This window comes from Nonomuraea sp. NPDC048892, from assembly GCF_040649735.1.
In the GTDB taxonomy this organism is placed as follows: Bacteria; Actinomycetota; Actinomycetes; order Streptosporangiales; family Streptosporangiaceae; genus Nonomuraea; species Nonomuraea maheshkhaliensis.
In genome coordinates this window covers 236,148-248,098 of record NZ_JBEZFZ010000014.1, presented here as the reverse complement: position 1 = coordinate 248,098, position 11,951 = coordinate 236,148, and the positions used below count along the sequence as shown (strand labels likewise).

General features: G+C 69.5%; 13 protein-coding genes. 4 read left to right on the top strand and 9 right to left on the bottom strand.

From position 1 onward, the window contains the following. Positions 1 to 415: 415 nt before the first annotated feature. The gene (locus AB0C28_RS36495) at positions 416 to 1,147 is read right to left on the bottom strand and encodes an SDR family oxidoreductase (RefSeq protein ID WP_357854572.1); all 732 of its coding nucleotides are present in this window, start codon (positions 1,145 to 1,147) and stop codon (positions 416 to 418) included. A gap of 91 nt (positions 1,148 to 1,238) precedes the next feature. On the opposite strand from AB0C28_RS36495, the gene AB0C28_RS36490 reads away from it, so the two are divergent. Beyond that, positions 1,239 to 1,664, top strand: a complete 426-nt coding sequence (locus AB0C28_RS36490; RefSeq protein ID WP_357854575.1) for a MarR family transcriptional regulator — start codon at positions 1,239 to 1,241, stop codon at positions 1,662 to 1,664. A 211-nt stretch (positions 1,665 to 1,875) separates the two neighbouring features. On the opposite strand, the gene AB0C28_RS36485 is transcribed toward AB0C28_RS36490, so the two are convergent. Continuing rightward, positions 1,876 to 2,505, bottom strand: coding sequence for a TetR/AcrR family transcriptional regulator (locus tag AB0C28_RS36485; protein WP_357854578.1), 630 nt, complete (start codon positions 2,503 to 2,505; stop codon positions 1,876 to 1,878). Positions 2,506 to 2,592: 87 nt separating this feature from the next. Between AB0C28_RS36485 and AB0C28_RS36480 the strand changes: the two genes are divergently transcribed. Beyond that, positions 2,593 to 3,195 carry a hypothetical protein gene (locus tag AB0C28_RS36480; protein WP_358080171.1) on the top strand — a complete coding sequence of 201 codons (603 nt, stop codon included), beginning with the start codon at positions 2,593 to 2,595 and terminating at the stop codon, positions 3,193 to 3,195. 416 nt (positions 3,196 to 3,611) lie between these two features. On the opposite strand, the gene AB0C28_RS36475 is transcribed toward AB0C28_RS36480, so the two are convergent. From AB0C28_RS36475 to AB0C28_RS36450, 6 genes are all read right to left on the bottom strand, one after another. After that, positions 3,612 to 5,210 carry a hypothetical protein gene (locus AB0C28_RS36475; protein ID WP_358080170.1) on the bottom strand — a complete coding sequence of 533 codons (1,599 nt, stop codon included), beginning with the start codon at positions 5,208 to 5,210 and terminating at the stop codon, positions 3,612 to 3,614. A gap of 125 nt (positions 5,211 to 5,335) precedes the next feature. Further along, on the bottom strand, positions 5,336 to 5,500 hold the full coding sequence (locus AB0C28_RS36470; protein ID WP_346111393.1) for a hypothetical protein: 165 nt from the start codon (positions 5,498 to 5,500) through the stop codon (positions 5,336 to 5,338). 74 nt (positions 5,501 to 5,574) lie between these two features. Beyond that, positions 5,575 to 5,844, bottom strand: a complete 270-nt coding sequence (locus AB0C28_RS36465) for a WhiB family transcriptional regulator (protein ID WP_106240958.1) — start codon at positions 5,842 to 5,844, stop codon at positions 5,575 to 5,577. A gap of 128 nt (positions 5,845 to 5,972) precedes the next feature. Further along, on the bottom strand, positions 5,973 to 6,239 hold the full coding sequence (locus AB0C28_RS36460; protein WP_357854588.1) for a hypothetical protein: 267 nt from the start codon (positions 6,237 to 6,239) through the stop codon (positions 5,973 to 5,975). A gap of 115 nt (positions 6,240 to 6,354) precedes the next feature. Next, entirely contained in the window at positions 6,355 to 7,224 is an 870-nt protein-coding gene (locus AB0C28_RS36455) for an acyl-CoA thioesterase II (protein ID WP_357854591.1), read from the bottom strand. A gap of 183 nt (positions 7,225 to 7,407) precedes the next feature. Further along, positions 7,408 to 9,450, bottom strand: coding sequence for an ATP-dependent DNA helicase UvrD2 (locus AB0C28_RS36450; protein ID WP_358080169.1), 2,043 nt, complete (start codon positions 9,448 to 9,450; stop codon positions 7,408 to 7,410). 189 nt (positions 9,451 to 9,639) lie between these two features. Here AB0C28_RS36450 and AB0C28_RS36445 point away from each other — a divergent pair, with 189 nt between their 5' ends. Both AB0C28_RS36445 and AB0C28_RS36440 read left to right on the top strand, forming a co-directional pair. Beyond that, entirely contained in the window at positions 9,640 to 10,512 is an 873-nt protein-coding gene (locus tag AB0C28_RS36445; protein ID WP_357854596.1) for an alpha/beta hydrolase, read from the top strand. A 75-nt stretch (positions 10,513 to 10,587) separates the two neighbouring features. Next, a complete protein-coding gene (locus AB0C28_RS36440; protein ID WP_106240949.1) occupies positions 10,588 to 10,836 on the top strand; it encodes a mycoredoxin in 249 nt (82 codons plus the stop codon). Between the two features lie 6 nt (positions 10,837 to 10,842). Here the strand turns inward: AB0C28_RS36440 and nudC are convergent, their stop codons facing one another. Next, positions 10,843 to 11,838 (bottom strand): NAD(+) diphosphatase, encoded by a 996-nt coding sequence (nudC, locus tag AB0C28_RS36435; RefSeq protein ID WP_358080168.1) that lies wholly within the window; start codon positions 11,836 to 11,838, stop codon positions 10,843 to 10,845. Positions 11,839 to 11,951: the final 113 nt, after the last annotated feature.

Below are 11,951 nucleotides of genomic sequence, written 5' to 3'. Positions count from 1 at the left end.
CCGCCATCATCGATCCGTCGTACTCGGGCGCACCCGTCGAGGTCGGCGCCCTCTCCTGCATCACCGGGCACTGAGTGTGCGACTCCGGCGAGCGGTTGCGGATGTTGTCGTGATCGCGAGTCGGGCACGCACGTGGCCGGTGTTCTGACCGAGTTGTCCGATCCGCCCGTCCCGTCAGGTACTCGAACTTCCGCACGAGCCTGATGGGTGCGCGGGGGTGGACAGCTCAATGGCTGGTCGGCGGGGTAAATGCTCGCACCTGCCCCGCCGGCCAGCGCCCTCTTCACGGCGCAGGCCCTGGTCCCCGGCACGCCGTCCCGGTCGGTCCACGCTGGCGATCACCATCACCGTGATCGCGTAACCAACTTGTGAGCCGTACTGGCCGGGGTCTGGGGATCGTGCGGCGTCCGGCTCGTCAGATCATGCCACCGGCGGCGTTGATGCTCTGGCCGGTGATCCAGCGGGCGGCGTCCGAGGCCAGGAACGCGACGACGTCGGCGATGTCGGCCGGTTCGCCCAGGCGGCCCAGCGGGGTGCGGGCCTTGGCGTCGTCGATGACGTGCGGGGGCACGGTGTCGAGGACGTCGGTACGGGTCAATCCGGGCAGGACGCTGTTGACCGTGACGGATCTGGCACCCACCTCCCAGGCCAGCGTACGGGCGAGTTGATCACCGGCGGCCTTGCCGGCGGCCAGCAGCGCCATGCCGGGCAGCGGCGATACGGTCAGCGCGGAAGAGATCAGGATGATCCGGCCATGGTCGCGGATGCGTTGCGCGGCCTCGCGCAGTGCCACGAACGTGGCCAGCACGTTGGCCTGCAAGAACTGGCCGAAGTCGGCATCGGTGGCGCGGGCCAGCGGGCCGCCGGTCGCCGTGGCGGCGTTGTTCACCCATACGTCGACCCGGCCGTACTGGCGCTCGGCAGCATCGAACAACTCCCTGACCGTCTCGGGGCGGGTGATGTCCGTGCGGACCGCGGTGGCCAGCCCGCCCGCGTTCTTGATCTGGTCCACCGCCCGCGCGGCCGTCTCCTGGTCGCGGGAGCCGATGACGACGCGCATCCCAGCCGCGGCGAGCCGGTCGCTGATCGCCCGTCCGATGCCGCGCGATCCGCCGGTGACGACCGCGACCCGATCCTCGGTACGCATGAACTCTCCAATTGGTCGACTCTATGGATGGTCCACAGCATCGACTAATTTGGTCGAGAGTGTCAACTGTCCAGGGAGTAGACTGCGTGGCATGGCCGCCGCACCCGATGACGAACTCGTCGAGACGCTGATCGGCGTCTACATGGAGATCGACGGCCTGTTCAGCACGGCCAGCCGCCAACTGGGACTGACTCCCCAGCAAGCGCAACTCCTGTGCTTCGCCCAGCACATGCAGCCGTCCCTCGGCGAGCTCGCGACTCTGCTGCACTGCGACAAGACCAACATCACCGGCCTGGTCGACCGGCTGCGGCGACGCGACCTGCTCACCCGTGAACCCGACCCCGACGATCGGCGGATGATCCGCGTGCACCTCACTCCCGAGGGCGAGGCGGTTACCAGGAAATTCCAGCAGGCCATCGACACCACCCTGATCACGCGCTTCGATTCCTGGCCCAGCAGCCAACGCGACCGCCTCGCTCAGCTGCTCCGATCCGCCACGACTGCGCTGCGTTCCTGATCGCTGCGGTCGCGACCGATCCGCATCCACCACCGGTCAGTCCTGGCAGGGCCGATCACACCGGACCAGCGTGACCCAACCAGGAAGCCGGGTTCACGCCCCTCCATCAACACCGGACGTCGCCGTCGGCTCAGTCACGGTGTCGTTGATCCGGTACGGCGTTGGGACCCGTCCCGGTGTACGGCTGTTCTCGGCTCGCCCGTACCGGGGTTCAGGTCAGGCCGGAGAGGAGGGCTTGGACGCCGGCGGTGAGGATGCGTTCGCCATCCTGCTCCGAGTTCAGGAACCAGCCGGGGAGCGGGGTGCGCAGGGAGCAGGTGAGCTCGATGCTGACGAGGCCGTGGATCGTGGTCCACACCAGGTAGGCCGCGCGTTGCGGGTCCGTCGATCGGATGAGGCCCTCCTGCGCGGCGGCGGAGGCGGCCAGAGTGAGCGGGTCGAAGCACAGGCGCAGGGCGTCGTGGCGCTGCTCGGGAGAAGGGTCGAAGTCGGGCAGCGGGCGCTCGAACATGAGCGCGTACAGGGCCGGGTCGGCCCGGGCGAACCGGCGGTAGCCGTACGCCACCGCCATGATGCGGGCCAGCGGGTCCGCGTGGCCGTCCATGGAGGTGGTCATCGCCTCGTGGAGGAGGCGGAAGCCGTACTCGTAGATCGCTTCCAGGAGGCCGGCGCGGCCGCCGAAGCAGGTGTAGATGCCCATGGTCGAAGTGCCGGCGGCGTCCGCCACCCGGCGGAGGGTCAGGTGGAGCGCGCCCTGCTCGCGGAGCACGCGCATGGCCGCGTCGAGCAGGTCCTGGCGCAGGGCGCCGAGTTCTTTCGAGGTGCTTACGGCTCTCGGCACCCTCTCACCATATCGGTCGATAACGCTCATCATAACAAGCGTTATCACTACCAAAGAGGACCGAGAGGTCGAGAAGGGAATCGGGACATGAGCGTTCATCGGGCCGCCGCGGCGGCCGGGTTCCTCTGCGCCGTGCTGCTCGTCGTCAACTCCGCCCGTCGCGCCGGGCTTCTGCCGGAAACGGCTCTCACGCATGCCATCGCACCGTTCGCGGCCCTTGCGGGGTTACTCGCGATCACCGGCATCTACCTGCTCATTCGCGGTACGGCCGGCGCCCTCGGGCTCGTCGGGTACGTGCTCAACTCGGCGGGGCTGGCCGGGGCGTTCGCGATCGAGTACACGCTGCACTTCGTCTTCCCGTACCTCGGCGGCGGCACCGTGACCGGGCTGCTCGCCGGTGGGACCGGGCGGGCGTTCCTGGTCACGTCGATCGTCCTGCTGGTGGGGGTGCTGACCTTCAGCGCGGCGGCGGTCAGGAGCGGGATGATGCCGGTGATGGCGGTGCTGCTGTACGCCGGGGGCATGGTGCCCGGGGCGCTGCGGAGTGTGGTGCCGCTGCCGGTTTATCTCGGGGGGCTGGTGATCGCGGGGATCGGGGTCGCGTGGATGGCTGCGCGGCTCTGGTCGGCGGAGGGGGTGGATGGGGAGGTCGTGGTGTCCGCGCGGCGTCCGGTTCGCCCTACGGGCTGAGCTTCCGGCGGCGGGCCCGGCCTTCATACCGGCGGCCGGGCCTCACGCCGCTGGCGGGCCTGATGGGGCTGGCGGTCCTGGGGCTGACGACCTTTTGGGGCTGACGCGGGCAGGCCCGATGCCGCCGCAGGGCTCATGCCGCCAGGGGGCCCAAGGCGGCCGGGCGAGCCCGGTACCGGCAAACCTTGTGGAGGCTGGCGGCCTGGTGAGCTTGCGTGCTCGATCATGAATCCGCGTGAGTCTCGCCGTGTCTAGGCTCGCGCGACCCGTGTCGGGACGTCTGATGGCCGGGGTCGCGCGAGTCGGGCCCTGGGTGGGCTCGCGCAGCCGCGTGGTTGGGCGATCCCAGGGTCGGGCGATCCTGTGTCGGGCGATCCTGTGGTCGGGGTCGTGGCGGGCGGGTGTGTTTGGGTGAGTTAGGTGGTGCCGGTGCGTAGCCAGGCGTCGCCGAGGAGGGCGTTGCATACGGCGGTGGCGTGGTCCTCGCCGAGGAGGCGGGTGCAGGCGGCTTCGAGGCATCGGGCGAAGTAGCGGACCTCCGCTGCGGCGACCTCTGCGGCCTGGGCCAGTTCGCGTCTGGGGAGCCAGCCCAGTTCAGGGCCGGGGTCGCCTTCGGTTGGTCCGGTCAGGAGCAGGGTGTCTCCGTCTGCGGCGGCGTGCACCCAGGGGTGTCCGACCCACACCATGCACGGCGAGGTGTCGGTGTGGCAGGCGGCGTTGCCCCAGTTCATGACATCGGTCAGGTCGCTGCAGCAGCCTGGGGACACGATCGTGCCGTCTTCCCCTAGTAGCAGGTATCCGCCTGGCAGGGGGCTGATGCGATCGATGGCGGCGTCGGCGTCGTGAGCGAGGTGTCGTCGCACATCGGACAGCTCATCAGTGGCGCAGTCCGGTGGTGAGGGAAGTGCGACTTCTCGTGGGTTGCCGACGTTGCCGGCGCTACCAGGGGGTCGAAGTGACGTGTCGGTGTCGGACTCGGACTCGGACTCGGACTCGGACTCGGACTCGGCGAAGTCTCGCCGCAGGGCGGCCCGGAGCAGGGTCATCAGTGGGCCTTCGGCGAAGAAGTCCGACAGGCGGATCAAGGATTCGGGGCGGTGACCTGGGATAGGAGCCGGAAAGCCGGCCGCGATCACCTTGGCGGTCCAGTACGCGTTGCGGAGATCTTCGTCGGTAGCCGGGCTGTCCCGGAGCAGAGGCTCCCCCGTCGAAGGCGAAGCGTCCTGGGACAGGTGGTCCGAGGGTAGGGCATCCTCGCTCAGGTGAACCGAGGACGCACTGTCCTCGGAGTGGTCCGGGGGCGGGACGTACTCCCCGAAACTCGAGAGGGCGGCGTGTGCGAGTGGGGCGTGCCCGGCCGAATCCGACGAGGCCGTGGGCGCGGGTGAGGCGTGGTCGGCCGAATCCAGAAGGACCGTAGGCGCGGGTGGGGCTTGGGGAGGGAGGTGGTCGAGGAGGCCGGAGAGGGTGTCCACTACGGGGACCAGGCGCAGGCCGGTGAGGAGTGGCGGAGTGGGGGCCGGGTGCTGGTGACGGGATGGGGCGGTGGTGTGGAGGGCGTGTTCGTACTGGCGGCGGGAGAAGACGAACGGGCCGAGGCGACCGGTCAGGTCCCAGTCGCGGTGGTTGTTGCGGAAGCCCGACCAGCGCACCACCACGCCGTCGATCTCGATCCTGGCCAGCAGGGCCCAGCAGTCCGCGATGCCGCACGGGCACCCGAGCAGCATGGTCTCGTCGTCCTCCTGGTTGCAGGCCGTCTGCTCCCGCTCGCCCAGGTAGTGGCGGCTCGGCCAGCCGAAGCGGTCGCGGGGGAAGCCCTGGTAGTCGCCGGCCAGCAGTGGGGCCGGTTCGGGGGCGAAGTCCGCCTGGCGTTCGAGTTGTTCCTGGCGGGCGAAGGGGAGTTCGGCTTCTCGGACCAGGTCGAGCAGGGGTACGTCGTCGATGACGATCTCCATGAGGGCGCCGGGCCCCTGCCGGGGATCGGTCCGGAACTCGATCTGGTGCGGCTTGTTCACGAAGTGTTCCTCCCGCTGGGAACCGTTCCCCATCGGACAGAGAAAGAGCCGGGCGCTGGTTGCGCCCGGCTCTCTCATGAGCGATCTGTGCGGGAGATCCTACGCCGGCGGCAGGATCTCCTCGATCAGATCTGGCGGCTCAGGGCCTTGCGGAGGCGGTCGTTCGCCCGCTTGACCTCGCGCCGCGCCCGCTGCACGCGGCTGACGCGCAAGATGAGGCGCTGTTCGGCCGCTTCGCGGTGGAGGGTTTGTATTCGGTCGTTTACCAGGTCATGAATAAGATCCGGCACGGTGAGGCTCCTCGACGGTCGTGCGTTCATCGGTTCAGTTCGCTTTCTGTGTGTCGTGCGTTGGTGCGTGGTGGTCAGGCAGCGACCGGGTGCTTGCGGGGACGCCCGCGCGGACGCTTGCGGGGAACGATGGTTCCCCTGAGGACCAGTTCGCCGCCCCAGACGCCCCAAGGCTCCTCGCGCTCGAGCGCGCGGGCCAGGCAGGCCTCCTGGATCGGGCAGCCGCCGCAGAGTGCCTTGGCGAACTCGACGTCCTCCGGCGACTCGGCGAACCACAGGTCAGGGTCGGTACGACAGGGGATTTTGGCTTCGTCGATCAGGTCCATGATCGTCTTCGCCCCCATCTGCTTTCTCCTTTGATCGATCTTTTTGATCTTGTTCGGGCACCTCGTGGGTGGTCGGGGATCACGGACAAACAAGAAGGCCGCGGATCCTGTCTGCGGATCCGCGGCCTGGAGGCTTTTGCTGCCGGTCAGGTTATGACCGGAGCATCCCTCCAGGGATGCGGACCGCGCAGTCCACCCTTGGTGAGCTGGTTGGCCGGCAGTTCGATACGTGCGCTGTAGACAGGAGCACCTTGCTCGGCGGCGACACCGGCATAGGCGTGCGCGTAAAAGGCGGCGGCCTGGCTACGGGCAGACTTCTCCTGCCGCGGCTTGGCGGGGCCATCGGCCAGACTCACCGAGTCACGGCATGCGAAGGCGAGCCACGGCGTGACTGGCATCTTGATGCTGATCACAGTGACCCACCTCCACTCTCGGGATCGTCGGAACAGGACTGTCCGACTCGCTTGACCATGACCCTAAACCGGGAAGCCGGGAAGGGGCAACATATTTTCTACCTGCGATTTCGTGTCACTTCGCGAGGCGAATCATGGCCTCTTGAACCACGGAGACCACGAGCTCACCCGACGCGGTGAACATCTCGCCCCGCGCCAGCCCCCGGGCCCCCGCGGACCACGGCGACTCCTGAGCATAGAGCAGCCAGTCGTCGGCCCTGAAGGGGTGGTGGAACCACATCGCGTGGTCCAGCGAGGCGCCGACGATGTCGGAGGCGCCCCACGCCATGCCGTGCGCCAGCAGGATCGTGTCGACCAAGGTGAAGTCGGAGGCGTACGCGGCCAGCACCACGTGCAGGAGCGGGTCGTCGGGCAGCTCGGCGTGGTAGCGGAACCACACGTTGGTACGGGAGCTGCGCAGCTCCGGGTTCTGGTACGCCTCCCAGGTGAGCGGCGAGGCGTGACGGGAGTCGACCGGCCTGGGCCGCGAGAGCCAGTCGCGCAGCTCCGGGTGGTCGCCGACGAGCTCGTACATCTTGTCCTGGAACGTCGGCAGCGTCTCGGGGTCGGGCACCTGGGGCATCACCGACGCCTGGTGGGCCACGCCCTCTTCGACGATGTGGAACGACGCGGACATCGTGAAGATCGCCTTGCCGTGCTGGACGGCCACGATGCGGCGGGTGGTGAACGAGCGTCCGTCGCGCAGGCGGTCGACGTTGTAGACGATCGGGACGGACGGGTCGCCCGGCCGGATGAAGTAGGCGTGCAGGGAGTGGACGTGGCGGTCCTTGGGCACCGTACGGCCGGCCGCCACCAGGGCCTGCGCCGCCACCTGGCCGCCGAAGACGCGCTGGATGCGCTCTTCCGGGCTCCTGCCGCGGAAGATGTCGAGCTCGATCTGCTCAAGGTCGAGCAGGTCGAGCAGCTCCTTGAGCGCCTCGTTCACGTGTCGGTCCCCTCGTGCTCTTCTCCGGTCCTGGCATATGTGCCGCAGGACGCGGCCAAATCCGAAACGCCGGACGAAGCCAGTCTGACGTGTCTTACGACCGTCAAGTCTGACGTGTCGCACGAAAGCACTCGAACGCGACCCGTCCCGACCTCATCATGGCCGGTCCCGATGTCGCGGGCGTTACGCGTGGCAGAGCGACAGGACGGCTTCGCCGTAACGGTCGATCTTGACCTTGCCGACCCCGGGGATCGCCCGCAGCTCCTGCTCCGTGGCCGGCGCGCGTTCGGCGATGGCCTGCAGCGTCACGTCGGTGAAGATGACGTAAGGGGGCACCTTCGCCTCCTTGGCCATGGTGGTGCGCCACGCCTTGAGCCGTTCGAGCAGCGCCTCGTCGTAGTCGGCGGGGCAGGTCGAGCAGCGGCCCAGCTTCTGCTCGGTGGCGGCCACCAGCGTCTTCGCGCACACCCTGCAGCTGACCGGCGCGGCCACCTGGCGGCGTTCGCGCGGGGCCTGCGCGGCGCGCGGCGGGGTCGCGGCGCGGCCCGTGAGGCCGTCGAGGAAGCGGGACGGGCGGCGGCTCTTGCGCCCGCCGGGCGCGCGGGCCAGCGCCCACGAGATCGACAGGTGCTCCCTGGCGCGGGTGACGCCCACGTAGAGGAGACGGCGTTCTTCCTCGATCTGCTCAGGGGATTCGGCGTAGATGATGGGCAGCATGCCGTCGGTGACGCCGACGAGGAAGACGGCGTCCCACTCCAGGCCCTTGGCGGCGTGGAGCGAGGCCAGGGTGACGCCCTCGACGGGCGGCGCGTGCTGCTCGGAGGCGCGGCGTTCGAGCTCGGCCACGAACGCGGGCAGGTCGGCCCCCTCGGCGGCCAGGTCTTCCGCCAGGTCGGCCAGGGCCTTGAGCGACTCCCACTTCTCCCTGGCTTTGCCGCCGCCGGGAGGCGAGGGGGTCAGGCCGACGCCGGCCAGGATGTGGTGGACCTCCGAGGCCAGCGGCTCGCCCGACACGGAGCGGGCGGCGCCGCGCAGCAGCACGACCGCCTGACGCACCTCGGGGCGTTCGAAGAAGCGCTCGGCGCCGCGCAGCACGTAGGGGATGCCGGCCTTGGACAGGGCCTCCTCGTAAGCCTCGGACTGGGAGTTGACCCGGAAGAGCACCGCGATCTCGCGCGAGGGCACGCCCTTGTCGAGCAGCTTCCTGATCGCGCGGGCCACGCCGGCCGCCTCGGCCGGCTCGTCGTCGTAGTCGGAGAACGCCGGCCGCGGCCCGTCGGGGCGCTGGGCCACCAGCTCCAGGCGGTGCGGGGACTTGCCCTTGGCGATGACCAGGTTGGCCAGGTCGACCACCTGAGGGGTCGAGCGGTAGTCGCGCACGAGCTTGATGACGGCCGCGTCGGGATGTTCGACCGCGAACCCGGTCAGGTAGCGCGGGCTGGCGCCGGTGAAGGAGTAGATGGTCTGGTTGGGGTCGCCGACCACGCAGACGTCGTCGCGCCCACCGAGCCAGGTGTCGAGCAGGAGCTTCTGCAGCGGGTTGACGTCTTGGTACTCGTCGACCACGAAGTAGCGGTATTGCTGGCGGATCTGCGCCGCCACCTCCCGGTGCTCGGTCATCACCGCCGCGGTCAGTTCGAGGATCGTCTCGAAGTCGAGCAGGTGGCGCTCGCGCCTGATCTGCTCGTACGCCTCGTAAAGCCGGGCCAGCTCCTCGACCGGGATCGGCGGCGTGCGGTGGTGCTTGGCCGCGGCCGCCACGTAGTCCTCGGGGCCGACCTGGGTGACCTTGGCCCACTCGACCTCGGCGGCGATGTCGCGCAGCTCGGAGCGTTCGGGGGTCCTGCGCTGCTGGCGGCACGCCTCGGCCAGGACGGGCAGCTTCGACTCGATGATCGAGGGCGCGTCGCCGCCGATCACGCGCGGCCAGAAGTAGGTGAGCTGGCGCAGCGCCGCGGCGTGGAAGGTGCGGGCCTGGACGCCGGGCGCGCCGAGCGCGCGCAGCCGCTGGCGCAGCTCGCCCGCCGCGCGAGTGGTGAACGTCACAGCCAGCACGCTCTGCGCGTCGACGACGCCGCTGCGGACCGCGTACGCGATGCGGTGGGTGATCGCTCTGGTCTTGCCGGTCCCCGCTCCTGCCAGCACACACACCGGTCCGCGCACGGCCTCGGCGACCGCGCGCTGCTCGGGATCGAGTCCGATCAGTACGTCGTCCGCGTTGTTCACCCGTACATCCTCCCAGCCGCTGGCGGTGCGGCACCTTATTCTGGCAACATGCGGGCCGACGTATGTTCTTAGTCTGCCGGATGCGAAGAACTGGTCTCTTCCCCCACAATGGGGCCGACCATCTGCATGGGGGAAAGGAAGGCCGTGCGAACTGCGGTTTCCGTGAGCGCTGTCGCGCTCGCAGCCGTTGTGCTCACACCCGTCGCCGCGACCGCGAGCAACGCGAGCGCGATCAAGGAGCCCACACCCGCCCCGACGGCGAGCAGCTCCATCATCGACGACGGGTTCGACGGGCTGGCGGCAGAGACCGTGAAGTACGGATCTCACCACCGCCAGAGCATGGACGTGTGGTGGACGACCGACGGCGAGAACCGGCCCGGGATCTTCCTCATCCACGGCGGCTGGTGGTCCAGCGGCGACAAGAAGTACATGCGGGAGATCACCCGCAGCTACGCCGAGCTGGGCTACACCGTCTTCAACCTCAACTACCGCCTGTCTGGTGACGCGGCCTGGCCCGCGCAGCGCACGGACGCGCTGGCCGCCATCGCGGTGGCGCGCAAGCACGCGGCCAGGTGGTCGTTCGATCCGCGTAACTACGTGCTGGTCGGCTTCTCCGCGGGCGGGCACATCGCGGCGGCGGTGGGGACGTACGGCAACGGCGTCAGCGGGCTCAAGGGCGTGGTCGGGCTGTCGCCGATCATCTCGCCGCTGCGGGCCTACGCCGACGGCGACAAGAGCCCCGACCCCGACAAGCGCAGGCTGCGCACCGCCGCCATCAAGGTGGCCGGCGGCTGCGCGCCCAAGGGCAAGTGCTCGCGGATCTGGGCCAGCATGGAGGTGGCCTGGCACGCCAGCCCCAAGGACGCGCCGATGCTGACCGTGCACTCCAAGGACGAGTTCGTGCCGCCGGTGCAGAGCCAGTTGCTGCAGAAGATGCTCGGCCAGGTGGGGGTGCCGGTGAACGTGGTCACGGTGCCGGGGATCAACCACAGCTCGCCGCTCTACCGGGAGCCCGGCGTGGCCGAGCGGGTGCAGGCGTGGATCGCCGAACGCATCGGGTAAGAACCGGGATTAACCAGGCACACGGCGTTGTTGCACGGATCGCCTGATTTCCTGACCTTGGAGGGATTCCCCGAGATGGCGCTCACGGTCTACAGCACCACGTGGTGCGGCCCCTGCAAGCGGCTCAAGTCCCAGCTCGCCCGCGAGGGGATCAGTTTCGATGAGATCGACATCGAGCGCGACCCCGCGGCCGCGGAGTTCGTGATGAGCGTCAACAACGGCAACCAGGTGGTGCCGACCGTGGTGATCGAGACGCCGAAGGGCCGGGTCGTCCGCACGAACCCCTCGGCGCGCGAGGTCAAGGCGCTGCTCGAAGCAGCCTGACCGGACTCACCAGTCGCCGACGAGCTCGCCGCCGTACCAGGTCTCGATCAGGCGGCGGGCTATCGACACGGGAGGCGGCAGGCGCAGCTCACCCGACTCCAGGGCCGCGGTGAGCTCCTGCCGCGAATACCAGCGCGCCTCCGCGATCTCGTCCCTGTCGGGCACGAGCGTGGTGGTGACGGCCTCGGCGAAGAAGCCGAGCATGAGGCTGCGCGGGAACGGCCAGGGCTGGCTGCCGAGGTAGCGCGGGTTGGCCACGGCGATGCCGACCTCCTCGGCCACCTCGCGGACGACGGCCGCCTCCAGCGACTCCCCCGGCTCCACGAACCCCGCCAGGATGGACAGCCGCCCCTCCGGCCACTGCGGCCCGCGGGCGAGCAGGCAGCGGTCGTCGGCGTCGCGGATCAGCATGATGACGGCCGGATCGACGCGCGGGAAGTGCTGGCTCGCGTCCTTCGGGCAGACCCGGATGTGGCCGCCCGCCGAGACCTCGGTGCGTGCGCCGCAGCGCGGGCAGAACTCGTGCGTCGAGTGCCACGCCTCCAGCGCCACGGCGTAGACCAGCAGGCCCGCGTCGCGGTCGCCGAGCAGGCCGCCGGCCTGGCGCAGCCCGGCCGGCACCGGCTCGCCCTCGGGGGTGTCGCGCAGGCTCATCGGCACGGTCAGGCGGCCGTTGACGTCGCCCTTGGACACGCCGGGCAGCGGCGCGGCGACCGCGAAGTAGGCGACCCCGTCTTCGACGCCGAGCAGGTAACGCTGCCCAGGGGGCGCGTCCTGCGCCGTGAACAGCACGGCCTGGACGTCGTCTCCCGATCGCCGCACCAGGGTATGGCCGTTGTCGATCACCAGCACCCTCGTCGCGGGGTCGGACCACGCGCGCTCCAGCCACCGCTCGTCGGCCCGCAGCGCCGAGGATCGGTCGATGGTCCCCCGCGCGAGAAGCAGTGGCCCGATGAGTTGCTCTTCCGCGGTCTCCACTGGCCGCCCCCTCCTGAGTCCCATGTCATCCTATGACCTCGCCGTTAACCCGCGATTGCGGTATCCGGGCACCGGGGTGATCTCTCTGGGGCTAAGATCGACGAGTTAGGTTAGCCTTACCTGATTCCTCGGGGGTG

Excerpts from the sequence above, each read along its gene's own strand:
- nudC (WP_358080168.1), bottom strand. The coding sequence starts at position 11,838 with ATGGGACTCAGGAGGGGGCGGCCAGTGGAGACCGCGGAAGAGCAACTC.
- AB0C28_RS36465 (WP_106240958.1), bottom strand. The coding sequence starts at position 5,844 with ATGGGGGCGAAGACGATCATGGACCTGATCGACGAAGCCAAAATCCCC.
- AB0C28_RS36440 (WP_106240949.1), top strand. The coding sequence starts at position 10,588 with ATGGCGCTCACGGTCTACAGCACCACGTGGTGCGGCCCCTGCAAGCGG.
- AB0C28_RS36490 (WP_357854575.1), top strand. The coding sequence starts at position 1,239 with ATGGCCGCCGCACCCGATGACGAACTCGTCGAGACGCTGATCGGCGTC.
- AB0C28_RS36495 (WP_357854572.1), bottom strand. The coding sequence starts at position 1,147 with ATGCGTACCGAGGATCGGGTCGCGGTCGTCACCGGCGGATCGCGCGGC.
- AB0C28_RS36480 (WP_358080171.1), top strand. The coding sequence starts at position 2,593 with ATGAGCGTTCATCGGGCCGCCGCGGCGGCCGGGTTCCTCTGCGCCGTG.